The organism is Roseinatronobacter sp. S2 (assembly GCF_029581395.1).
Lineage (GTDB): Bacteria > Pseudomonadota > Alphaproteobacteria > Rhodobacterales > Rhodobacteraceae > Roseinatronobacter.
Window position 1 is genome coordinate 694,120 of the sequence record NZ_CP121113.1, and the last position, 24,758, is coordinate 718,877.

At 59.5% G+C, this 24,758-nt stretch carries 20 protein-coding genes; 4 read left to right on the forward strand and 16 right to left on the reverse strand.

All coding sequences use genetic code 11. The features are described 5' to 3' along the window. The first annotated feature begins 1 nt into the window (after position 1). Positions 2-1,531, forward strand: a complete 1,530-nt coding sequence (gene ubiB / locus P8S53_RS03250; protein WP_277805733.1) for a 2-polyprenylphenol 6-hydroxylase — start codon at positions 2-4, stop codon at positions 1,529-1,531. A gap of 25 nt (positions 1,532-1,556) precedes the next feature. Here the strand turns inward: ubiB and P8S53_RS03255 are convergent, their stop codons facing one another. Further along, positions 1,557-2,231, reverse strand: coding sequence for a thiamine diphosphokinase (locus P8S53_RS03255; RefSeq protein ID WP_277805734.1), 675 nt, complete (start codon positions 2,229-2,231; stop codon positions 1,557-1,559). A gap of 137 nt (positions 2,232-2,368) precedes the next feature. On the opposite strand from P8S53_RS03255, the gene P8S53_RS03260 reads away from it, so the two are divergent. Then, entirely contained in the window at positions 2,369-4,672 is a 2,304-nt protein-coding gene (locus P8S53_RS03260; protein ID WP_277805735.1) for a hypothetical protein, read from the forward strand. Positions 4,673-4,754: 82 nt separating this feature from the next. Here P8S53_RS03260 and P8S53_RS03265 read toward each other — a convergent pair whose 3' ends face one another. After that, positions 4,755-4,979 carry a DUF2842 domain-containing protein gene (locus P8S53_RS03265; RefSeq protein WP_277805736.1) on the reverse strand — a complete coding sequence of 75 codons (225 nt, stop codon included), beginning with the start codon at positions 4,977-4,979 and terminating at the stop codon, positions 4,755-4,757. Further along, positions 4,979-6,271 (reverse strand): adenylosuccinate synthase, encoded by a 1,293-nt coding sequence (locus P8S53_RS03270; RefSeq protein ID WP_277805737.1) that lies wholly within the window; start codon positions 6,269-6,271, stop codon positions 4,979-4,981. Before P8S53_RS03270 ends, P8S53_RS03265 begins: the two co-directional genes overlap by 1 nt. Positions 6,272-6,438: 167 nt before the next feature. Between P8S53_RS03270 and secG the strand changes: the two genes are divergently transcribed. After that, positions 6,439-6,798, forward strand: a complete 360-nt coding sequence (gene secG / locus P8S53_RS03275) for a preprotein translocase subunit SecG (RefSeq protein ID WP_277805738.1) — start codon at positions 6,439-6,441, stop codon at positions 6,796-6,798. A 165-nt stretch (positions 6,799-6,963) separates the two neighbouring features. Further along, on the forward strand, positions 6,964-8,607 hold the full coding sequence (locus P8S53_RS03280; RefSeq protein ID WP_277805739.1) for a CTP synthase: 1,644 nt from the start codon (positions 6,964-6,966) through the stop codon (positions 8,605-8,607). A 60-nt stretch (positions 8,608-8,667) separates the two neighbouring features. On the opposite strand, the gene P8S53_RS03285 is transcribed toward P8S53_RS03280, so the two are convergent. From P8S53_RS03285 to P8S53_RS03345, 13 genes are all read right to left on the reverse strand, one after another. Next, on the reverse strand, positions 8,668-11,295 hold the full coding sequence (locus P8S53_RS03285) for a histidine kinase N-terminal 7TM domain-containing protein (protein ID WP_277805740.1): 2,628 nt from the start codon (positions 11,293-11,295) through the stop codon (positions 8,668-8,670). A gap of 134 nt (positions 11,296-11,429) precedes the next feature. Further along, a complete protein-coding gene (locus P8S53_RS03290; RefSeq protein ID WP_277805741.1) occupies positions 11,430-11,858 on the reverse strand; it encodes a hypothetical protein in 429 nt (142 codons plus the stop codon). Positions 11,859-12,052: 194 nt separating this feature from the next. After that, complete coding sequence (gene eno / locus P8S53_RS03295) at positions 12,053-13,327, reverse strand: phosphopyruvate hydratase (protein WP_277805742.1); 1,275 nt, start codon at positions 13,325-13,327, stop codon at positions 12,053-12,055. Between the two features lie 61 nt (positions 13,328-13,388). Beyond that, positions 13,389-14,252 (reverse strand): DMT family transporter, encoded by an 864-nt coding sequence (locus P8S53_RS03300; RefSeq protein ID WP_277805743.1) that lies wholly within the window; start codon positions 14,250-14,252, stop codon positions 13,389-13,391. Positions 14,253-14,378: 126 nt separating this feature from the next. Continuing rightward, positions 14,379-15,167: a cytochrome c1 gene (locus tag P8S53_RS03305; RefSeq protein WP_306417826.1), complete on the reverse strand. Its 789-nt coding sequence runs from the start codon at positions 15,165-15,167 to the stop codon at positions 14,379-14,381. Between the two features lie 23 nt (positions 15,168-15,190). Next, positions 15,191-16,540 carry a cytochrome b N-terminal domain-containing protein gene (locus P8S53_RS03310; RefSeq protein ID WP_277805745.1) on the reverse strand — a complete coding sequence of 450 codons (1,350 nt, stop codon included), beginning with the start codon at positions 16,538-16,540 and terminating at the stop codon, positions 15,191-15,193. A 14-nt stretch (positions 16,541-16,554) separates the two neighbouring features. Continuing rightward, a complete protein-coding gene (gene petA, locus P8S53_RS03315) occupies positions 16,555-17,118 on the reverse strand; it encodes a ubiquinol-cytochrome c reductase iron-sulfur subunit (protein WP_306417866.1) in 564 nt (187 codons plus the stop codon). A 255-nt stretch (positions 17,119-17,373) separates the two neighbouring features. Further along, complete coding sequence (locus tag P8S53_RS03320) at positions 17,374-17,982, reverse strand: glutathione S-transferase (protein WP_306417867.1); 609 nt, start codon at positions 17,980-17,982, stop codon at positions 17,374-17,376. A gap of 6 nt (positions 17,983-17,988) precedes the next feature. Next, positions 17,989-18,273, reverse strand: coding sequence for a hypothetical protein (locus tag P8S53_RS03325; protein WP_277805748.1), 285 nt, complete (start codon positions 18,271-18,273; stop codon positions 17,989-17,991). Positions 18,274-18,461: 188 nt separating this feature from the next. Beyond that, positions 18,462-20,480: an NADPH-dependent 2,4-dienoyl-CoA reductase gene (locus P8S53_RS03330; protein ID WP_277805749.1), complete on the reverse strand. Its 2,019-nt coding sequence runs from the start codon at positions 20,478-20,480 to the stop codon at positions 18,462-18,464. A 66-nt stretch (positions 20,481-20,546) separates the two neighbouring features. After that, a complete protein-coding gene (locus tag P8S53_RS03335) occupies positions 20,547-21,626 on the reverse strand; it encodes a lipocalin-like domain-containing protein (RefSeq protein ID WP_277805750.1) in 1,080 nt (359 codons plus the stop codon). Next, a complete protein-coding gene (locus tag P8S53_RS03340; RefSeq protein WP_277805751.1) occupies positions 21,616-24,006 on the reverse strand; it encodes an FtsX-like permease family protein in 2,391 nt (796 codons plus the stop codon). Before P8S53_RS03340 ends, P8S53_RS03335 begins: the two co-directional genes overlap by 11 nt. Beyond that, positions 24,003-24,674, reverse strand: coding sequence for an ABC transporter ATP-binding protein (locus P8S53_RS03345; protein ID WP_277805752.1), 672 nt, complete (start codon positions 24,672-24,674; stop codon positions 24,003-24,005). The genes P8S53_RS03340 and P8S53_RS03345 overlap by 4 nt, the downstream gene beginning before the upstream one ends. Between the last annotated feature and the right edge of the window lie 84 nt (positions 24,675-24,758).

Here is a 24,758-nt window from a genome sequence, read left to right on the forward strand (position 1 = left end):
CATGCGCGGGCCGCATAATTTCTGGCGCCTTGTGCGCACGGGGGCCACCTTTGAACGCACAGGTGCCATGCAGGTGGTGCTGGAGGCGATGAATGCCCCCCCGCGCCTGCGTTTTGCCGCGCGTGTCATGGGCTGGCCGTTCCGGTTTCTGGGCTTGAAGGGCGACCCTGCACAGCCGCCGCTGGTGCGCGCCCTTACCGCACTTGGTCCGGCCTATATCAAGTTCGGCCAGACGCTGGCCACACGCCCCGATGTGGTCGGCCCCGATCTGGCCGAACAGTTGCGCTACTTGCAGGATCAACTGCCACCCTTTCCGCGCGCGCAGGCCATGCAGGTCATTGCCGCGGATCTGGAAGCGCCTGTTGACACCATATTCACCGATCTGTCCGAACCCGTTGCGGCGGCATCCATCGCGCAGGTTCATTCCGCGCGTTTGGTCAGCACCGGCGCGAAAGTGGCCATCAAGGTGCTGCGTCCGGGGGTGGAACGCGCGTTTCGCACCGATATTGATGCCTTCTATTTTGCTGCGGGCATGATTGAACGGCTGTTGCCGTCCACCCGCCGTTTGCGCCCGCTGGATGTGATTGCCCATTTCGAAAGCGTGGTCGAAGGCGAACTTGATTTGCGGCTTGAATCGGCCTCGGCGGCGGAATTTGGCGCGAATACCGCTGATGATGCGGGCTTCAGCGTGCCGCAGCCCGTTTGGGCGTATTCGTCGCGCCGCGTCATGACACTGGACTGGGCCGAAGGGGTGCCGCTGGGGGACAATGCGGCACTGGATGCGCTGGGTCTGGACCGGCGTGAACTGGGTGTGCGCATCCTTAGCCTGTTTTTGCGCCATGCGTTGCGTGACGGATTCTTTCACGGCGACATGCATCAGGGCAACCTGAAGGTAACAGCCACGGGAGAGATTATCGCGCTGGATTTCGGCATCATGGGCCGGATCGACACCTATAGCAGGCGTGCCTATGCCGAAATCCTGTTCGGGTTCATCCGCAAGGATTACCGCCGCGTGGCCGAAGTGCATTTCGAGGCAGGCTATGTCCCCGCTGACCGCGATATTGATGAATTCGCGCGCGCGTTGCGGTCCGTGGGGGAACCCATTTTCGGCATGGATGCGCAGCATATTTCCATGGCACGGCTGCTGGCCTATCTGTTCGATGTGACCGAACGATTTGGCATGGAAACCCGCACCGAATTGATATTGCTGCAACGCACCATGGTTGTGGTTGAAGGGGTGGCGCGGTCGCTGAACCCCGAAATCAACATGTGGCATGTCGCAAAACCTGTGGTCGAAGAATATATTCGTGACCATATCGGGCCGCAGGCGGTGGTGCGTGATCTGGTGCTGACGGCAAAGATTCTGTCGCGCTTTGGTCCGCGCCTGCCGCGTCTGGTGGAAGATGCGCTGATCGCGCAGGCCAATAGTGACAAACCAGCACAGCCTGCACGCGGACCAAACCCGTTTTTATGGACGGCGCTTGGCGCGGGGCTGGTGGGGGTGGGCGTGGCTTTGGGCGCGTTGCTGTAGCCGCGCGGCCTGCCCGTCAGCCCAGTCAGCCCTGCCAGTCGGGACTTGCCATCAAGGCCGCGATTGTGCTGCGCAACTGCGCATGTGGCAGCAAAACCAGCATGCGGGGGCTGTCAAATGCAAGCGTTGCCTGCGTTGTAACGGCTATGTTGGATGTGCCAATCACCCCCGACGGTGTGAAATCCAGCCCGTCAATGGGCCAGAACAATCCCGTTGAACGCCCAGCACATTGGCCCATGGGAAACAGCGATACGCGTTGCCCCTTGGTGGTGTCCAATGTCAGATGTGGGGGCGCGACAAAGCAGATGTCGTGTTCTGCCACCAGCACCACGCGTGACGACCCGAACCGCACAAGTGATGACATTGCCGCCAGCGTGTGGTCCAGCCGCGACCCTGAAAACCCCAATGCCAACACAAACGGCGCGTCGATTCGGGTCAGGCATTTGTCGAAATCCGTGCTGTCCTGCTCGTCTATCTTGTGGATTTTGTCGTGCATCCGGTGCCGCAGATCGCTGCGCAGGGAATCAATATCGCCAATGATGGCCTGTGGGGAATGCCCCGCATCAGCCAACATATTGGCGCCACCGTCCGCAGCCACCAGACACGGTGCCAATGACAGGGCATCTTGCAGATCCGTGGTCGCGAAATCGGCCCCGCCGACCAGTGTGACGCCATATTCAGAATGGACAAGGACGGACACTTTGCTAACTTTCTTAAATATGGCGGGCTTGCGGGAATTGGCCATAATCCGATCACCAAATTACCCTAGTCCGACCATGTAATCGCTCATGTGCTGCGCGAGTTTGCCAGTGTATTAGGTAAAAAGCGAGCGTCGTTATGGTAGGCCCGAACAGAATACTGACAGTTTCCTATGGAACCTTCTCGTGCACGCTGGAAGGATTCGAAGAACCTTTTGGCACGATGAAGGCGATTGCGGAGTATTTCCGCGATCTGGCCGCAGATGACCGTTATTTTGGTGCGGAGCCGCCGACACCGGATGCAGACATGCTGCACCGTATCGCCGAACGTCAAATTCAGCGGCGTGTCGAATCGCATGTGCAGGATAACGGCATTGTCCTGCGCCCCGAAGCACAGAAAGCAGCCGCCACCACCCCACTGGAAATGGGGTTTGCCGCAGCGTCTACTGCGATGCCGACCTCTGTTGCGCTAAGTTCCCTGACCGCAGATCTGTCGCCGACACCTGCCCGTGCGCCAGCGTCACCGCCCCCACCACCGCCCGCGCCTGAACCTGTATCGGCGGGCGAAATCACAGAGATCACAGAAATCAGTAACAAACTGGCGCGCATTCGCGCCGCAGTTGCCCTTGCAGAAGGGCAAGACAAGGCGCGCCCTGCGCTGGGTGCCGCACAGCCTGATCACGCGCCGCCCGCCGCCCCCGCACAGATATCGGGAGAGGATGAGATTCGCCAGTTTCTGGCGCAGCAACAAGACGAAGACGACACACCGGATTCCGACGATGCGTCTGAAGCAGGCATGGCTGATGATATGCCACCCGCGCTGCACGAACAGTCCGCTGATCCCGTTGTCACCAAAGATACGCAGGATGCCGCGCGTCTGCTGTTGTCGGAATTTGATTTCGATGATGACGACATGGATGGCTTTGATGACATGCGTCCGGCGGCTGATCTGCGCACCCCGCCCCAATCGGCCGAGTTCGGTGATGATACCGGCATGTTCGATGAAGATGACTGCCCCGAAGAGACGCCCCCCGCCGCACAGCAAGATGAAGATGCCTTTGAGGAGTTTCTGGATGAGGATGCGGATGACGTAGAAACCGACACGTTCGATGATTTCGACGACGATGACGATTTTGAAGATGACACTGCGCCCGCCGCTGAAAGTGCGAACGTATTTTCGGACCATGAAGCGCCGCAAGCAGCCCGGATCGAAAGCGATGAATTCGCCGAATATGATGACGATGATTTCGACACCGAACTGCAACAGGCCCTGGATCAACGCGCCGAGGCCGAGGTAGAGCGCGCTTCAATCGAGCAGTTGCGCACGCAAATTCGCAATGTTCTGGGCAATACCGGCCTTGCCCGCGCAGATGAACAGGGCCTTGTGCAGGAACTGGCCGAGATCGAACAAGAGATCGTGCTGAAGCACCCCAACTTCATGAAAGCGCGCCAGAATGCGCTGGCAGAAAACACCGAAAATACCGCTGATCGGTTGATGGCGAAAGCCCAAAGCCAACTGAACGAAACCGGGTCGCGCCGCAGGCGCGAAGCGTTCGAGCATCTTAGCCTTGCAGTGACGGCAACCCGCGCAGAAGAAGAAGCAACGGGTCCACGCCGCCGTGATATCGCAGAAGCCCGTGAAATCGACCGATACCGCGAAGATATCGGCATGCCTGATCCGCATGAACTGGCCTTGTCACGCACGACAGGCAAACGCGCATCTGCGGAAGATACGCAGGAAACAGATTCTGTGGCCGGTGCCGAAGCGGATATTGCCCCGCAAAGCGTTCCTGCAAATGACCCTGCGCCCACCCCCGCGCCTGTGGACCCCGTAGAACCGGTGGTCGAAAGCGCGCCTGAAGTGGCGCAAGACCCTGATGATGTGGAACAGCAGCCGGTTACAGATGCAGCCGCGCCTGCCAGCGATGCGGACAAGGGCGCCGCGCGCCCGCGTCCGCGCCGCCCTGCCGCAATCGGAACCCGGCGTGCAGAACGTGGCGCCGCACCACGCGCGCCTTTGGTTCTGGTGTCCGAACAACGGGTTGACCCCGAACCTGCCGCCCAGCGTGTGCGCCCGCGCCGCGTTGAGGTATCGCTGGACGCACAGGCACCATCGGCACCGTTGAAAACCGCAACACCAGACACAATCGCGGCGTTCAAGAAATTTGCGGATGATGTTGATGCATGGCTTCTGGATGAACAGATCGAGGCCGCCGCTGCCTATATCACCCATATTCAGGGTCAGGCAGAGTTTTCGCGCACGGATCTTATCAAGTATGTTCTTGCCTATAATGATGGCAAGACTGTTTCCCGTGAAGATATGCTGCGCGGGTTCGGAACCGTTCTGCGCGAGGAGCGCCTTGAGCGTGCTGAAACTGGTATGTTCAAACTGTCGCCCAGTTCCGAATATGACGCACCTGCGCGCCAATACGCCACAAACTGATCCACTGGCGCAGCACAGCAAAAGGCCCCGAACATGGTTTCGGGGCCTTTTGCATATTCAACACACAGGTTTGATGGCTGCCTTATTCCTTCGGCGCATCCGGATCAGGCTGGCCCACCCCTTTGAACAGCCGTTTCAAAGGAAAGGCCCATACAATGCCAAGTGCAATATAAATGGCCAGTTCCACAAGAAAGGGCGGGCGGTCAAACAGTTCAATCACATTGACGGTCACGACTATGTATAGCGGCAGTGCCACCACCAGCGCAAAAAGCGCCCAACGTCTTCTGGCTTTCCAAGATAATGTCATCAGTCTGCAAACGGGTCCGTTACTAGGATTGTGTCATCGCGTTCAGGTGAGGTTGAAAGTAGTGCGACAGGGCAATCAATCAACTCTTCCACGCGGCGCACATATTTTATGGCATTCGCGGGCAAGTCTGCCCAGCGTCGTGCCCCTTCGGTGGATTCGCTCCAGCCCGGCATTTCTTCATAGACGGGCACGCAGCGGGCTTGTGCATCGGCGGCTGTTGGCAGGTAATCCAGCCGCTGGCCGTCCAGTTCATAGCCAATGCAGATTTTCAGCACCTCAAACCCGTCCAGCACATCCAGCTTGGTCAGGGCTATGCCGTTCACGCCACTGGTTGCACAGGTCTGGCGCAGCAGGCAGGCATCGAACCAGCCACAGCGGCGCTTGCGACCTGTGGTGGTGCCGAATTCGCGGCCCCGCTCGCCCAGACGCTGGCCATCTGCATCATCCAGCTCGGTCGGGAAGGGGCCTTCGCCAACGCGGGTGGTATAGGCTTTGACAATGCCCAGCACAAAATCAATTGCACCGGGGCCGACGCCGACGCCGGTTGCGGCCTGTCCTGCAATGACATTGGATGAGGTGACAAAAGGATAGGTGCCGAAATCGACATCCAGCAACGCGCCTTGCGCCCCTTCAAACAGAATGCGTTTTCCCGCCTTGCGCTTGTCATTCAACACTTTCCAGACGGGTGCGGCGAATTCAAGAATGCGGGGTGCTATTTCGCGCAATTGTTCGACAAGCGCCGCGCGGTCGATCGGTTCCAGCCCCAGCCCGGACCGCAGCGCATTATGGTGAACAAGCGCGCGGTCCACGCGCATCTGCAATGTTGCGTCATCTGCCAGATCCGCGACACGGATCGCCCGCCGCCCGACCTTGTCTTCATAGCAGGGGCCAATGCCGCGCCCCGTTGTGCCGATTTTGGCCACAGAATTCTGCGTTTCGCGCGCGCGGTCCAGCTCGCCATGAAATGGCAGGATCAGGGGCGTGTTTTCGGCAATCATCAGCGTGTCGGGGCTGATGTCCACCCCTTGGGCGCGGATTGTTTCAATTTCTTGCAGCAGGTGCCAGGGGTCCAGCACGACACCGTTGCCGATGACCGACAATTTGCCGCCACGCACCACGCCCGAAGGCAGCGCATGCAACTTGTAGACCTTGCCATCAACAACCAGCGTGTGCCCGGCATTATGACCGCCCTGAAACCGCGCCACCACATCGGCACGTTCCGACAGCCAGTCGACGATCTTGCCTTTACCTTCGTCACCCCATTGGGCGCCGACTACCACGACATTGGCCATGAATGGTCCCCTTTGACTTGCAAACCGCCGCCCGTCATAACGCTTCGCTGCGCACTGTGAAACCCGAAATAACATGCGCACCCGTCCGCGCAGTGCGGGAAACAGGGGTTGCGGGCAATGGCCCAAGCGCCTAAGTAGGCGAGAACAGAAAAAGCGGGTTGTTCCTGATGCAAAATGTCGTGCTGATTGTCCATCTTTTACTGGCGCTGACGCTGATTGGCGTGGTGCTGGTGCAGCGCTCCGAAGGGGGTGGTTTGGGTATTGGTGGTGGTGATGGCAGCCCGCAGGCAGGCCGTCCGCCGCTGACAGCAATGGCAAAACTGACATGGGGTCTGGCAATCGCGTTCATTGCGACATCGCTGACACTGACGGTCATTGCCGCGCAACAATCTGCAAGTGTGTCCGTTCTGGACCGTTTGGGTGTTCCGACGCCGTCCAGTTCCAGCGTGCCCACATTGCCTGCGACCGACAGCTTGCTGCCACCGCCGGCTGCTGATGATACGCTGGCCCCGCCGGCCGCAGACTAAGGCAAAACCACAAATTATTGCGGGGCGTGTTTTTTCTGCGCCCTTATCTAGCGGCTGGCTTGTAGTCGCGGGCGATTTGGGCTATGGCTTGAACCCCGTGATACTTGGGGTTTTTGCAAGCCCCGCATCCGCCGAAATACATGATCACGGGGGGTCGTTTCGACCATGGCACGCTATATTTTCGTAACAGGTGGTGTTGTTTCCAGCCTTGGCAAAGGCTTGGCATCCGCCGCGCTGGGTGCCTTGTTGCAGGCGCGGGGATTTACCGTGCGATTGCGCAAGCTGGACCCCTATCTGAACGTCGATCCCGGCACCATGTCCCCGTTTGAACACGGCGAAGTGTTTGTCACCGATGATGGCGCAGAAACCGATCTGGACCTTGGGCATTATGAACGGTTCACTGGTGTTGCCGCGCGGCGCACCGATTCGGTGTCATCGGGGCGCATCTATTCCAACGTGCTGGAAAAGGAACGCCGTGGCGATTATCTGGGCAAGACCATTCAGGTCATTCCCCATGTCACCAACGAGATTAAGGACTTCCTTGCCGTGGGCGAGGATGAGGTTGATTTCATGCTGTGCGAAATCGGCGGCACCGTGGGTGATATCGAAGGGCTGCCGTTTTTTGAAGCCATCCGCCAGTTCAGCCATGAACGCCCGCGCGGACAGTGCATTTTCATGCATCTGACATTGTTGCCCTATCTGACGGCCAGCGGGGAATTGAAAACCAAACCAACGCAGCATTCGGTCAAGGAACTGCAATCCATCGGGATTGCGCCTGATGTGCTGGTGTGCCGGTCTGAACAGCCGATCCCGGAAAAGGAACGCCAGAAAATTGCCCTGTTTTGCAATGTTCGCCCCGAAGCCGTCATTCCCGCCTATGACCTGAAATCCATTTATGAAGCGCCGCTGGCCTATCACCGTGCCGGGCTTGATCAGGCGGTTCTGGATGCGTTTGGCATAACGCCTGCGCCGCGCCCCAATCTGGACCGATGGGAAGATGTGCTGGACCGCTTGCAAAACCCCGAAGGCGAAGTGCGAATCGCCATTGTTGGCAAATATGTCCAGCTGGAAGATGCGTATAAATCCATCAAGGAAGCGCTGATTCATGGTGGGATAGCCAACCGCGTGAAGGTGCAGGTCGAATGGATCGACGCCGAGGTGTTTGACAGCAAGGACCCCGGCCCCGCGCTGGAGCGGTTTCATGCGATTCTGGTGCCCGGCGGGTTTGGCGAACGCGGCACCGAAGGCAAAATTCGCGCCGCCACCTATGCCCGTGAAAAGAAGATTCCCTATTTTGGCATCTGTCTGGGCATGCAGATGGCCTGTATCGAAGCCGCGCGCAATCTGGCAGGCATACCAGATGCAGGGTCCGAAGAATTCGACCATGAAGCGGGCAAGAAGCGCTTTACCCCTGTTGTCTATCACCTGAAGGAATGGGTGCAGGGCAACCACAAGGTTGAACGCAAGCTGGGCGATGACAAGGGCGGCACCATGCGCTTGGGGGCCTATACCGCGCATCTGAAAGAAGGGTCCAACGTTGCCCGTATCTATGGGGCAACCCGCATCGAGGAACGCCACCGTCACCGCTATGAAGTGGACACGCAATTCCGCGCTGCTCTGGAAGGTGTCGGCCTGACATTTTCAGGCCTGTCACCAGACGGAAAACTGCCCGAGATTGTCGAGCATGAAGGCCACCCCTGGTTTATCGGGGTCCAGTTCCACCCTGAACTGAAATCAAAACCGTTTGATCCCCACCCGCTATTCGCCGATTTCGTGCGCGCCGCGGTCGATGTGTCGCGCCTCGTTTAGGGCGTATCGCTGTCAGGCACCGGATTGGGCCGCCCGCAAGGCGACATCGTGGGCTTGGTCTTAGTTCAGCGCGTTGGACAGGGCGCGGGCCAGTTTCTGTTTGTTGATCGGTTTTGGTAGTATGTCTATGAAACCGGCAGCAAGATAGCTTGCGGTCTGTTCTTTCATGACGTTGGCCGTGGCCGCGATGGCGCGCGGTTTGGCGCGGCCAGTTTCTTCGGCTTCGCGCAGAATGGTGTTCAGTGCTTCCATGCCATCCATCACAGGCATGGAGATATCCAGAATGATCAGATCAAACTCCTGCTCTTGCCAAAGTTTGCAGGCTTGAAGCCCGTTTTCGGCAAGGAAAGCTTCGACCCCCAGTTGCTTTAGCATAATCTGCATCACCATCCGGTTGGTCGGCGTGTCATCTGCGACCAGCACTTTGCATCCGATCAGTTTGTCCGTGTCAAATTCCGTTTCGCCGCCGGATTGCGCCGGAACGAAATCTTCCGCGCTGATTCCCTGAAGAACCGGAAGCTTCAGCCGAAAGGCGATTTCGGTGCCTTCGCCCGGCGCGGTTTTCACTGTGATGGTTCCGTGCATCATGTCCACAAGCCGCCGGACAATCGACAACCCAAGCCCCGTTCCACCAAAGCGGCGCGCAGTGCCGGATTCGGCTTGCTCGAATTCGTCGAAGACACGGATCGATTGTTCTTGTGTCATGCCAATGCCGGTATCGCTGACAATGAAATCAACGAATTCCGGGTTTGTCGCATCGAACTGCACCGTGACCCGCCCTTCTTCCGTAAACTTCAGGGCATTTCCGATCAGGTTTTGCATGATCTGCATCACGCGGGTGATGTCACCCATACGCTGCATCCCGCCCTCGCCCTGACATGTCACACCAAATTCAATCCCTTTCGCGTGCGCAGACGCGATATGAAGGGATTCCAACTGCTGCATAAGCGTGTTCAGCCGGAAGGGGCGCGGGTCAAGTGTCAGTTTTCCAGCCTCGACGCGGGCCAGATCCAGAATGTCATTGATAAGCGACAGCAATCCCCAGCCGGAGTTGCGAATTGTTTCAACCATGGGCTTCTGTTCTGGCGTCAACTCTGTCTCGGCCAGCAGATCTGCCATGCCCAGCACACCCGTCAACGGGGTGCGTATCTCATGGCTCATATTCGCCAGAAAAACCGATTTGGCGGCATTCGCGGCCTCGGCGTGGATAACCGCATCGCGCAAAGCGGCTTCTGTCGCGAGCTGGTCTGTAATGTCCACAATCGAACACACTGCCCGTGCCGGATTTCCCGCAATGCGCAACGGCGTTGCATTCAGCGATATCGCGCGCCGTTCGCCATCCGGCCGAAGAATTGACAGGCGCACATCGCGCAAGGACATTTCACTGTCAAGAATTTGGGCGATTGGCAGGTCTTGCGGGCGTATGTCGCTACCGTCCAGCGCCCTAATTCCCCAGCTTGGTTCATCATATCGCCGGCTGATGCAGCCACCCGGTTCGACACCCAGCAAGCGTTCTGCTTCGGCATTGGCGAACACAATGCGCCCGTCATATCCAAACGCCAGCATCCCTGACAGGTCGGTTTCAAGAACCCGCGCCAGAAAATCACGTTCGCCTTGCAGTTCATCTTGCAAGGTCAGGACATTGCTAATGTCCGTCAATGAGATCAACCATCCCATAAGCTGCGTTTTGCGCGCAAGCGGGCGGTTCACCGCCAGTATTTGCGCCACATATGTGCGGTCCAGAATTGTCAGACGGGTCGGCTGTGGGGGGGCTTTATTCCCGACGGCAGAGCGCAGCAATGGGGTGACCGGAGATTGTGCTGGCAAGGGTTTGCCGCGCGCAAGATGAATGTTTGCCTTGGCAAATACCATGCGTGCGGCTGTGTTGGTTGTCATTACGCAGCCGTCTATGTCTATCATTATCGTGGGGTCGCGCGTGGTGAAAAACAGCAGATCGCGCCCGATTGTTGACAGGTCGAAAGGGCGCGTTACGGTCATCATCCAGGTGAACAGGAACAGCACCAACGCAAACATGAAAGGTGTCGGGTCAAAGCCCAATATTGTCACCCCACCAAAAATATAGGCAAGGTTTCCGGCAATAGGGAACGCCGTTATTGCGATAAGGACCGCAAAATGTCCTCGATACGCGCGATTGGCAAGCCACATTCCTGAAATTCCGACACCGATTGCCGCGATCAGGAACAAATACAGGTATCCGGCCGCCACATAGAAAAGCGGTCCATGCTGATACTGCACCGACAAGCGGCCATCAATTTCCAGCATGGTTGTTTCAGGACCATATAGCAATTCATGCCATGGGTTGCTGAACGCCATGATGGCCACGATAAATGGGCCGCCAACCAGCGCCGCCCATTCCCAACGCGCCAGTTTCTTGTCCCGCCCGAACGCGTATGCATGCAGGAAGAAAGCCCAAACCGTGGGTAATGCCGCGATGGACGGCCATGCCAAAAGTGCGAATGCAATTTTACAGTGTTCATTGGTTGCCGACATTTCCAGAATGGCGGACGCCAGCCAGCCCAGCATTGCGACATGCGTACCAATGCAAAATCCCTGGCCGGAAAAATGCGGTTGTCTGGCTACCATGTATGTCATGATTGCCAGCCCCAGCAGGATTACCAGAATTACCACAATGGATGTGTCAATAACCACGGTGGAGACACAATCCATCACAGGGCAATCCAGTGCCCTGAAGGACGCCCCAACCAACTGAATGAAATCATAAGAAGAATCCGCGCGTTGTCGTCGGCGAATATTACGTTTCAGACATGAATTTTGCAAGTTGCAAAGATGTAGGCCGAAAGCTACAGGCTGATATTCACATGCGTTTCCGGGGCATTATCGGGGGAAACGGGCAATTCAGAAAGAACACTATAGGCACCATAAGGGCCTTTTCCCCCAACCGTTTCAGGCGGCCGTGTGCTGGTATCATTGTCGTCAGGACTGATTGGTGCCGCCGTCAGGCTTTCGCGCAGGTGCTGGATCACATTCACCTCGAATGATGGTGGCGGGCCGACAAGGCGATGGCGCTTGTCATGCGGATGAAGCACGGGGCGGGGGGCGGCAAGGTCAGCCTTTGTCAGCGCCTGGGCTTGCTGAACCGCTGATGCGGTTATGTTCGTCCCTGTTGCGGCCACCCCACGCGACGGGTGTGGCTGCATAAGCTGGCCCAATGGTTCACGGTGCCCCGGCGCGATTGGTCCACTTGTGGGTACTGCTGGAAGAACTGGCATCTTCCCCTCCAAATGTATGATTTCCGGACAAAGTTCTGAATATCTACATTAGAGGATAAGTTTTAATACTTTGTTAAAACGCAGTAATTCTTAAAGCATGGTTAAGGGTCGGGTGGTGGTAGCGGCTAACCCGAGGCCAAACAGGCGCAGCAGACCAGCATCCGGGGCTGATCTGCTGCGGGACAGGCGTTAGGTCAGCGCAGGATGCTGCGGCCCGCGAAGACGGCAGTTTCGCCAAGCATTTCTTCAATGCGGATCAACTGGTTATATTTCGCCAGCCGGTCGGAACGCGCCAGCGATCCGGTCTTGATCTGCCCGCAATTCGTGGCGACGGCCAGATCGGCAATGGTTGCGTCTTCTGTCTCGCCGGACCGGTGCGACATCACGCAGGTCATCCGCGCACGGTGCGCCATATCGACGGCTGCAAGTGTTTCTGTCAGTGTGCCGATCTGGTTGACCTTGACCAACAGCGAATTGCCGCAGCCTTTTTCAATGCCTTCGGCAAGTCGTGTGGGGTTGGTTACAAACAGATCATCGCCCACCAGTTGCACGGTCCCGCCCAGTTTGTCGGTCAGCAGTTTCCACCCGTCCCAATCATCTTCTGAACAACCATCTTCGATGCTGATGATGGGGTAATCGGCGACAAGTGCTGCCAGATAGTCAACATTTTCGGCGGGGGTCAGTGATTTGCCTTCGCCCACCATTTCATATTTGCCGCCCTTGAAGTATTCGGTGGCCGCGCAATCCAGCGCAAGGCAGATATCCTCGCCGGGTTTGTAGCCTGCTTTTTCAATGGATTTCAGAATGAAATCCAGCGCATCGCGGGTGGATGACAGGTTCGGTGCAAAACCGCCCTCATCACCAATACCTGTGGACAGGCCTGCGGCGGACAGTTCTTTTTTCAGGGTGTGGAACACCTCGGCGCCCATGCGCACGGCGTCGCGAATGTTTGTCGCGGACACCGGCATGATCATGAATTCCTGAATGTCGATCGGGTTGTCCGCATGCTCGCCCCCGTTGATGATATTCATCATGGGCACCGGCAATGTGCGCGCGGATGTCCCGCCGACATAGCGAAACAGCGGCTGGCCGGTATAATCCGCGGCGGCCTTGGCCACAGCCAGCGACACGCCCAGAATGGCATTCGCGCCCAGTCGGGCCTTGTTCGGGGTGCCGTCAAGTTCCAGCATCGCGGCGTCAATCGCCACTTGTTCGGTTGCGTCAAAACCAACCAGTGCTTCGGCCAATTCGCCATTCACTGCGGCCACCGCGTCCAGAACGCCCTTGCCCATGTAGCGCGACTTGTCGCCGTCGCGCCGCTCTACGGCTTCATGTGCGCCGGTTGACGCGCCCGAAGGCACCGCCGCGCGGCCCATGGTGCCATCTTCAAGGATAACGTCCACTTCGACAGTGGGGTTGCCCCGGCTGTCCAGTATCTCGCGGCCAATGATGTCTATAATCGTGCTCATGTTCTGCCCCTATTCGCTGAAAACGCTTTCGCCCCCGTATAGCGGCAGATCATGACAAGTTCTAGGTCACTTTCGTTTCGCGCCACAGTGTGAACATGCCCGCCGCAACAATGACTGTCGCGCCGATCAGTGTCAGCCCGTCGGGGCGTTCCCCGAATACCAGAACAGCGACAATCAATGCAAACAGCATGCGGGTATACCGGAAGGGCGTGATGAAGGACAATTCGCCAACACGCATCGCAGCCACAAGGGCATAATAGGCCAACACGCCAATCCCCAGAGCCGCGGTTAGCGACAGCAATTGCATGAATGTGGGCATGACCGCAGCACCTTCCATGACAACCATCAGAAAGAATCCGGCGGGCACCATCATTGCGAATGCCCAGGATGAAATCTGATAGCTGGAAACCGCAGCCGGGATAACCCGCGTTGCAAGATCGCGCCCCGCCAGCCCGATGACGCCGACAACAGCGAACAGCGATGCGGGTTCAAACCCCGCCATGCCCGGCCGCACGATCAGCATGACCCCGAAAAAGCCCAACGCAATGGCTGTCCAGCGCCGCCAGCCCACCTTTTCGCCCAGAAACAGCACGGCACCAAGTGTCACAAACAGCGGTGCTGCCTGCAATATAGCTGACGCTGTGGCCAGACTGGCCAGCACGAACGACAATACAAACCCCACTGTGCCCACAAGTTCGGCCGCATTGCGCAACAGCAGCGCCGGCGTAAGCAGGGCAGGCGACAGCAGCTGCTGGCCCTTGCTACGGGCGACGGCCCCGAAGGCGACTGCACCACCAGCCCCCAGAATCAGCAGGATCTGCCCGACAGGCAGTGCATCAGCCAGCAGCTTGATGAACATATCCTCCAATGCGAACCCTGCCATGGCAAGGGACATCAGAACAGCGCCGCGCAGATTGTCCGACATCGGGATTTCTTTCACATGTGAACTTGGGGTCAAGGGCTACAATCTGCGCGATGAATTGAAAAGCGCAAAAGAAGAAGCGCGCCGGGGGCGGCGCGCTTCCTGTCGAACAACATAAGGGTGTTGATCTTAGTCTTGCTTTGCAGCCCGCTTGATCGGTGCCCAAAGCTGCTTGTTGGTCAGATACAGCAATGCGGCCAGAACCGACAGGAAGATCACGCCGACAAAACCGGCGCGCTTGCGTTCAACAAGCTTCGGTTCTGCGGTCCACATCAGGAATGCCGCAACGTCCTGCGCCATCTGTTCTTCGGTGGCCGGAGTCCCGTCTGCGTAATCGATCATGTCATCGAACAATACGGGGGCCATCGACACCCAACCATCATAGGCTTTGTTGTAGTAGAACAACGCACCTGCCTGAAAGTCTTCTTCATCCGTGTAACCCGTCAGGAAAGAGGCAATATATTCTGCCCCGCCCAGTCCACGGAAAAGCTGGTTCAGGCCCAGACCATACGGCCCCTCAAAGCCGACACGCGCCTTCGCCATCAGGCTAAGGTCGGGCGCCCCTTCGAATTGCGATTCGGGGAAATGGTCCGGTCCGGCGGCGGTGCGCCAGTCGCGCAGTTCCGGGTCCCAGATCTCGAACATCTCGGCATAGGCGCGCATCTGGTCATCGGGCAATTCCGGCCCGTTGTTGTCGCTTAGTGTGCGGAACGCAACGAATTCAAGCCCGTGGCAGCTGGAGCATACTTCCGTATAGACCTGAAGGCCGCGCTGAAGCTGGTTACGGTCGTAAACGCCAAACGGCCCTTCAAACGAGAAGCTGTAATCCGTTATTTCGCCAAGTCCCCCGGCCGAAAAGGCCGGGGTTGCTGCCAAAGTAGCTGCCATGAGGGCGGAAGCAGCGAGTTTCTTAAACATCATATCTCTCCTGTTTCCTTATCTCACTCGGCCGGGATTTGTTCGGGCGAGGGGCCAGAACCACCAGATTTCTTTTTCAGGCTGGCCTTGAAATCGGCCTCGATGGTTTCGGGCTGTGGCAAGGGTTTCTCGATCACGCCAAGAATAGGCAGGATGATCAGAAAGTATGCAAACCAGTATGCCGTGCCGATCAGCGCGATATTGGTATAAATCCCTTCGGCTGGCATAGCCCCTGCCCACATCAGGACAAAGAAATCGACCACCAGCAGCCAGAACCACCATTTGAACATCGGGCGATACCGGCCCGAACGCACCGATGATGTGTCCAGCCAAGGCACCAGCGCCATCACGAAGATCGCAGCAAACATTGCCAAAACCCCGAAGAAGGACGCATCAATGATGCCAAATGACAACCAGTTGACAGCTATCACCACCCACACATCGGATGTGAAGGCCCGCAAAATGGCGTAGAAGGGCAGGAAATACCATTCCGGCACAATATGCGACGGCGTGACCAGCGGGTTTGCCTCGATATAGTTGTCAGCATGGCCAAGGAAGCCCGGCATGAAGCCTACAAGCGCCCAGAAGCCAGCCAGAATCAACACCAGCGCGAACAGGTCCTTGATGACGAAATAGGGCCAGAAGGGCAGGGTATCTTTCGCGGCTTCTTCCTTCGATGTGCGGCGCACATCAACACCGGTCGGGTTGTTGTTGCCGGTGGTATGGAAGGCCCAGATGTGCAGGATCGACAGGCCCAGAATAACAAAGGGCAGCAGATAATGCAGCGAGAAGAAGCGCGTCAGCGTTGCATTGCCGACAGCAGGTCCACCCAGCAGCCATGTCTGCAGCGCTTCACCAATGCCGGGGATAGCCCCGAACAGGCCGGTGATCACAGTTGCACCCCAAAAGGACATCTGGCCCCATGGCAGCACATAGCCCATGAACGCAGTTGCCATCATCAGCAGGTAGATCAACATGCCGATAATCCATGTGATTTCACGCGGAGATTTGTAGCTGCCGTAATACAGGCCACGGAAAATATGGATATATACCGCCGCAAAGAACAGCATCGCGCCGTTCTGGTGCAGATAGCGCAGCATATAGCCGCCATTCACGTTGCGCATGATATGCTCGACACTGGCGAATGCCATGTCTGCATGCGGGGTGTAATGCATCACCAGCACAATGCCGGTCACGATTTGCAGGATCAGGCAGAACATCAGGACGATGCCCCAGATCCACATCCAGTTCAGGTTTTTGGGGGTCGGGATCATGATTGTATCAGAAATCAGTCCGACAATGGGTAGCCTGCGATGAATCCACTTTTCAGCGTTCGTCTTCGGCTCGTAATGATCGTGTGGAATACCAGACATAGGTGTTTCCTCCCTTAGCCGAGCTGGATTGTCGTGTCGTCAACGAACGACGCAGGCGGAATGTGCAGGTTTTCGGGGGCAGGACCACGGCGGATACGGCCTGCCGTGTCATAATGCGACCCGTGGCAGGGGCAGAACCAACCATTGAAGTCGCCCGCGCCATTGCCCAGCGGCACACAGCCCAGATGGGTGCACACGCCTGTCATCACGAGCCATTCGCCCGCATCGTCCATGGTGCGGTTTTCGTCCAGCGCATCGGTGCCGGGCTTGTTGGGGTTTTGCGATGCGCGGTCAATGGACAAATCGTCCAGCGTGACGGCGCGGCCCTCTTCGATTTCGGTTTCGGTGCGGCGACGGATAAACACCGGCTTGCCAAGAAAGTTTACGGTGATCTGGCCGCCAGGTTCCAGACCGCCCACATCGACGAAAATCGATGAAAGTGCCTGAACATCAGCCGAAGGGTTCATCTGGTTTACCAGTGGCCAGACAGCTGCGCCAACTGTTACAACGCCTGCACCTGCTGTGGCGTAATAGATGAAATCCCTACGGGTGCTTTCGTTGTCATCAGCGTGGGACACAAGCATTCTCCCTTTTCAATGGGTACGAGGGCTGCAAATAATCATCCGGCCACGACATCGCCGCAGCCCTATGCGTTTGGTATTTAGCGGGGAATCCATAGCCCGTCCAGCCGCGAAAGCGGGCAATGGTGTCGCAGGGGAGTGGTTTTTCCGGTAATTCTGGTTCAGATGCCACACTGTGAGCGCAACCGTAATCGACATAACCCTGTCGCGGGCAGCCCGGAACATCACAACGCCGCGCAACCAGGGCTGCATTCAGGCCGGTGGCTCGGTGGCCCGCATGCTGTCGCGTTGGGCAAATTTCAGATGCCATGTCGCCAGTGTGGGGTGTCCATCACGCCAGTTGCGCGCGTTATGGCGCAGGTCCAGATAGGATAACGCGCAGGCTGTCGCGATCTGCCCGATGCAAACCGGCCCCGCAAGATAGCTGATCCAGCGCGCTTCCAGCATATCAAGGCTGCGCGCGATTTTCAGCCATTGCCCTTCGACAAACGGGGCGAAGCGTATGTCTTCCGGTCGCAGGCGGGATTCATAAACCATGGCCAGTGCGGCATCCAGAATACCGTCTGCCGTGGCCTCCAGCGTCAGGGCATCCCAGTGCCGCGCGCCACCCGGATACAGCCCCGATTGGGCGAACTGGTCCAGATAGGCGCAAATGACGCGGCTGTCATAAATCGCGGGGCCATCGGGGCGCGCCAGTGTCGGCACCTTGCCCAGCGGATTATGTGCAACCGGCGCCTGACCGGCATCCAGTGGCGTGCCTGATCCCGTTATAATGTCGATGTCGGCGGCTATGCCAGCTTCATGCGCCAGCACCATGACTTTGCGGGCGTAAGGTGATGTCGGGCTGTAATATAGCGTCAGTGTCATTCAGACCCACCGCAGCTTGATGCGCGCCAGAAACGCGGTATCCAGTTCCACGCCGCGGCCGTCATGCCCCAGCCTGATGATTCGGCGTATGCGCGCCGTGCTGTTCAGTTGGTCGCGGTCGCGCGGGCGTGTGATGCATAGTCCTTCGGGCAGGGTGTCCATGGCATCTTCGACAGGCTGGGCGGTATTGCCGGGCCGGACCTGTCGGGCCAGTGCGTAGCCTGCAAGGGCAAGGGCACCGTATTTCACAGCGACTGCGGCGATGGGGGCAAGGGGTAGGGCCAATGCAAGACTCCTTCAGTTTCGTAAACATTAGCAGAAGGGGTGCATTTGTCCATTCACGTTGCGTGGCATGTTTGCGCGCGCTGATGCGCGCAATCGGGCAGCGGAATGCGTGGCACCGCGCCCATATGGCAAGCCGCGCAGTTATGCTGCGCGGCGTGGGTCGGGCGGGTGGGCCATATGGGCGCGGGTTACAGCGTTGCGGCCAGTCGCGCGCCTTGATCGATTGCGCGCTTTGCATCCAGCTCGGCCGCCACATCCGCGCCACCGATCACATGCACGGTTTTGCCGGTCGCGATCAGGGCATCGGCAAGCATACGCAACGGCTCCTGCCCTGTGCACAAAATAACTGTATCTGCGGGCAGCGTTTCTTCCTCCCCGTCGCGCGCAATCACCAGCCCTTCTGCCGTGATGCGCCGGTATTCCATGCCGCCCAGCATGCGCACGCCTTTGGCCGCCAGACTGGCGCGGTGTATCCAGCCCGTGGTTTTGCCCAGCCCCTTGCCGGGCTTGGCCGCCTTGCGCTGCACCAGTGTCACTGACCTTGCGGATGGTTGGGGGTGCGGGCCATCCGGGGCCAGCCCGCCGGGGGCATCCGACGGGTCGCCCACGCCCCATTCGCGCTGCCAAAGGGCCAGATTTTCAGTTGTGCTTTCGCCGTCATGGCTCAGGTATTCGGCGACATCGAACCCCACGCCGCCTGCGCCCACCACAACCGCGCGCGCGCCCACCTGCGCCTTGTCGCGCAGCACATCGGTATAGCGCAGCACATGGGCCGCATCCTGCCCGTCAATCTGCGGATCGCGCGGGATGACACCTGTTGCAATCACCACATCGTCGAACCCGTCCAGTAATTCAGGTGTGGCGCTTGTGTTCAGCCGCAGCTTGATTTGCGATTGTGCCACACTGGTTGTGAACCAGTCGACCAGCCCGTGAAATTCTTCCTTGCCGGGGATCTGGCGGGCCATGTTCAACTGCCCGCCAATTTGACCATCCGCTTCAAACAAGGTGACACTATGCCCGCGCCCTGCCGCCACCAGTGCCGCCATCAGCCCCGCAGGCCCTGCACCCACGACAGCCACATTTCTGGGTGTGGTGGTCTGGTCATAGGTCAGTTCGGTTTCATGGCAGGCGCGCGGATTGACCAGACAGGTGGACACCTTGCCCTGAAACGTGTGGTCCAGACAGGCCTGATTGCACGCAATGCACGGCGCAATCTGGGCGGCGCGTCCGGCGCCCGCCTTGGCCACGAAGTCGGGATCGGCCAGAAACGGGCGCGCCATGGACACCATATCCGCCGCGCCCCCTGCCAGCAGGTGCTCGGCCACATCGGGCGTGTTGATCCGGTTTGATGTGACCAGCGGAATGCCCACCTTGCCCATCAGCTTGCGCGTGACCCATGCCCAGCCCGCGCGCGGCACCGATGTGGCAATCGTGGGCACGCGTGCTTCATGCCAGCCGATGCCCGTGTTCAGGATCGTGGCACCTGCGGCTTCAATGGCTTGTGCAAGGCGTGTCACTTCGTCAAATGTCTGCCCGTTTGGCACCAGATCAATCAGCGATATCCGGTAGATCAGTATGAAATCAGGCCCCACTGCCGCGCGCACACGGCGCACAATCTCGACCGCCAGTCGCATGCGGTTGTCATAGCTGCCGCCCCAGCGGTCGGTGCGGTGGTTGGTGGCCGCGCACAGGAACTGGTTGATGAAATACCCTTCCGACCCCATCACCTCGACCCCGTCATAGCCCGCTTCACGCGCGCGCATCGCGGCGGTCACCATATCGGCGATCTGCTTTTCGATCCCGTCCTCATCCAACTCCGCTGGCTTGAAGGGCGAAATCGGGGATTTGACAGGCGACGGGGCCACGCAGTCAGGCCCGTAGGCATAACGCCCTGCATGTAATATCTGCATGGCAATCTTGCCGCCTGCATCATGCACACGGTCTGTGACCAGACGGTGATTGGCGATGTCCTGCGCGGTATACAGTCCCGCAGCCCCCGGAAAGACGCCCCCTTCAGGGTTGGGGGCCATGCCGCCCGTGACCATCAGCGCCACGCCACCGCGCGCGCGGATGGCGTAATATTCCGCAACACGGTTCCAGTCGCCGCGTTCTTCAAGGCCGGTATGCATAGACCCCATCAGCACGCGGTTTTTCAAGGTGGTAAAGCCCAGATCAAGGGGGGCAAGCATATAGGGGTAGTGCGACATGGGGACCTCCTCAGGGTTGGGGGACGTTAACCGCGCAAGCTGCGCGCTGTCACCCTGAACGCGGCGTCAATAGCCGGTCATTTCCAGATAGCCCCGCCCCGTATGGCTGCCGCTGAAACGCAGCGGTCCTTCCCAGTATCCCACCGACAAGTCCATCCATGCCTGCGGGTTCAGCGGCTCGGTCGTGACGGAAACACCCCCTTCGGGCCAGTCGACACGCCAGCGCACGGGCACATCGCGCCCTGCAACCCGTTCCGTGCCCAGTGGTGTGAATTCCAGCGCACCCGCGGGCAAGGGTGTTGCGGCCCCGTCTGGCGTGATCCATGTCCCTGCCGTAAACACCTGCGCGCCGCGCAACTGAAACCCCATCATCCTGTGACCGTCGTCAAAAGCAAACGAAAACCAGTCCCACCCTTGCTGATCATCCGACAGGGGTTGGCTGGACCATTCGCGGTCAAGCCAGCCCTGCCCGGTCACGGAAACAGGCCCGTCCGGCAGATGAAGCGTGCCGCTGATGTCATAGAATGGCTGCGAATAATAATAACTTGCCTGACCGTCAAAGGATTTGACCGAATAGCCCTGATCGCCATGAAACACCAATGGCCCCTGTGCCTGCGCGTCCAGATCAAACGCGAAATCATGCCCTGTGGCGCGTATGTCCAGCCTATCATAAGGGTCGGCGCCCGCATCCGCGCGGCTGCGCATGTGCCAGTCGTCAATAAAGGCCGCGAACGGGTCCGGCGTGACGCCTGCCTGCCCCGTGCCGCCACGCCCGAATTTTTCAGCGGCAAAATGGTTGTCCACCGTGGTCAGGCCCGCATGCCCCATCCATATCTGCGGCGAGGCGAAACCCGCCCTGTCGCCCGGTTGCAAGGCAGACCGGAACAAGGTCCATTGCACCCCGTAATCGTGCCCGTCATCGCCGGTCAGCGTGGCGGTCAGATACCACCATTCAATGCGGTAATCAGGATGCGCGCCATGATCTTGCGGAAAGGCCAGCGCGCGTCCGCGTTCCGGCACGGCAAAGCCATCGGCCGCAGTGCCCAACCCTGCAAAACCCTGCGCGTGGCCTTGCGTTGCTGTGATCATCAGCAGCAAAAGGGCCGCAATCCGGCCAAGGACGGGGGAATATTGCCTATTTTTCATGTGCGAATACCCGCAATAACTGGTTCGGCCCATACCGCCACAGGCGGTAGGCGGGCAGCAGCGCCGCCGCCAGCACGGCCAACCCCGCCCATAGCGCCAGACGTGCCCAATCAGCAGGGAAAAGCTGCAACGGCAAGCGCCAGCCAAAAGCCTGCACATTGATGACCGCCAGCAGAATCTGGGCCAGCATCAAGCCCACCGGCAGCGCGAACAGAAGCGTCAGGCCCGCCAGCACCAGCGCGCGCGCCAGTTCCAGCGCGGCAAGCCTGCGCGTGGTCAGCCCCAGCGCCCAAAGTGGCGCGAGTTGAACCAGCCGCATGCCCGACAGCGTGACAAGCGCTGCAAACAGCGCAATGCCCGCGATTGACAATGTCAGCACATTCAACGCACCGGTTATCATGAAGGTGCGTTCAAATATGGACATGGACAGCGCCTTGGCCTGTGCCTGATCCGTGATCTGGCCACTTGGCAGGCCGAATTCGTCTTGGATCACCGCGATCAACGCCTGTGGCGTTTCACTGCGCAGCGCGAACTGGCTGATCGGTGTGTCCGGCCAAGTGTCCCTGAACAGGTCCTGCCCGATGATGGCCTGCGCCAGCGGGTTGCCGTAATCGGAATAGACGCCAAGCACGGGCACCCCGCCCAGTTCGGGCAGATCCAGCATTGCGGTGCCGGGGCGCAACCCCGCGCGGCGGAACAGTTGTTCATTGATCAGCACCCCTTCGCCAGCGGCCAGCCGGTCCCATACCTGCGGCACCGCATCCAGTAGCGGCCAGCTGTCGCGGAATGTGGCGTGGTCCTGCATGGCGTAAATCTGCCCCGGCTGTCCGGCAAGGCGGGCGTCCATGCGTTGGGTGGGCAGAACGGCGTCGGCGTGGTCTTGCAGGAAATCTTGCAGGGCGCTGGCCTCGGACGGGGTGCGGGGGGTGACGGTCACTTCGGCGACAAGGCGCAGGTCCAGCCATCCGATGAATGTGGTGCGGAATGACGACACCATTGTGCCTACGCCGATATTGGTGGCCAATGCCAGCAAAAGCGCCATCAGCGCCAGTGACAGGCGCGGCAGGTTCTGGCGGCTGTCGGCCCAGAACCATTGTGCAACCGGCCCGCGCGCAAGCGCCTGCCCCAATGCCAGCGCGCCCGCCAGCACCAGCGGCATAATCAGCGCCGCCGCCAGCAACGCTGCCGCCAGCAGGGCAAACCCTGTCACCAACCCGCCGCCCGTTTGCGCCAGTATCACGGCGGCAATCGCCAGCGCCACCGCCACCCCGCCCTGCAAGCGCAGGCTGCGCACACCGGCATGCGCCCATGCGCGCGGTTGTGCAGGGGCCAGAACCGGCAACCGCCACAACCGCCACAATGCCTGCGCGCCCGCCAGCGCCGTGCCTGCCAGTGTCATCGCCATCCCCGCGAAAGCCCAGGCAGGGTTAAATTGCAGCGCACCGGGCACAGGGGCACCATACAGCCCGCGCAACGTGGCCGCCACATCGGGCAGCAGGCTTGCGGCCATCAGATAGCCCAGCGCCAGCCCCGCCAGCCCCGCGAGCGTGGCAAACAGCGCAAGTTCTGCGGCCAGCAACAAGGCCAGATGGCGCAGCGGCATACCAAGGGCGCGGAGCGTGCGAAACATGGTGCGGCGTTGCTCGAACGCCAGCCCGACTGCCGAATGCACGATGAACAGCCCCACCGCAAACGCCAGAAGCCCGAAGGCAGTCAGGTTCAGGTGAAAGCTGTCTGTCAGCCCCGCCAGATCGGCGCCATCCTCGGGCGGCGTCAGGCGCAGGTCAGGGGCCAGTGTGGCCAGTGGCGTCAGCCCGTCGCGCTGCACAGGTGCCAGCGTCAGGTGCGTGATAAACCCGGCCTTGTCCAGCAGGGCCTGCGCGTGTGCAATGTCCATCAGGACCGTGCCCACAGGAACGGCCTGACTGGGGCGCAGGTCCAGCGCGGGGGTGCCGATTTCGTCCAGCGTCTGAGGATGCGCAAACCCAAGCCCTGCCAGAAAATCTGTCAGATCAGGTGCGACCAGTTCTGCACTGGTGCCGCCGGACGGGGCGGTCAGCGGCTCGATTCCCAGCACGGTTACGCGCGTGTCGCCCATGGCCACGCGCCCTTCCACCACTGGCGACACATCCCAGCCCGCGTGGCGCAGGCGGGCAAATTCGCTTTCGGGTATCTGGCCTGCGGGCGCGGTCAGTCGCGCCGCATTGCCCCCCCCAAGCAGGCTTTCGGCGGTTGCATAGGCGGTGCGCGCTTCGGTATTCAGGGCCTGAACGCCGGACCAAAGCGCGGTTGCCAGCGCCAGACCCGCCAGCAGCATGGCCAGTTGAAACGGGCTGCGCACCCAATGTGACAACAACGCCTGTAATGCCGCGCGGGTCACGCAGGCACCTGCAATTTGCCCGCCCGCAAATGCACCCGCGCGTTGCACCGTGACGCCAGACGGGTGGAATGCGTGACCAGCAACAGCGCCGTGCCCGCCTGTGCGGCCAGTTCCATCATCAGGTCCAGCACGGCATCGCCGGTGGCTTCGTCCAGATTGCCGGTCGGTTCATCTGCCAGCACCAGACGGGGGCGCGCCGCAAGGCAACGCCCGATCGCCACGCGCTGCTGTTGTCCGCCCGACAGCTGTTCAGGGTAGCGCGACATCAGCTGCCCAATACCAAGTCGTTGCGCAAGTTCAGCCACGAAATCGGGGTCATGCCGCCCCGCCAACCGCGCCTGAAACGAAAGATTGGCCGCCACGCTTAGCGACGGCACAAGGTTGAATTGCTGAAACACAAGCCCGACTGTGCCACGCCGCAATGTTGCGCGTGCATGGTCATCCGCATCGGCAATGTCATGTCCGGCCAGCACGACCTTGCCGCTGTCAAACGGCTCCAGCCCGGCGCAGATATGCAGCAGGGTTGATTTACCGCTGCCGGATTCCCCTGTCAGGGCAAGGGATTGTCCCTGCGGCACCTCAAGGTTGGCATTGTCCAGAACCTGCACCGCATCCGGCCCCTTGCCGAAGGTTTTGCACAGGCGTTCTATGGTCAGCGCGGATGTCATGATGTGGCTTTCCTGCAAACGGATTTTGCGCCGAACATGCGCGGGCGGTCCTGCGCCTGAATGCAGCGTAACAGGTGCGAAGCC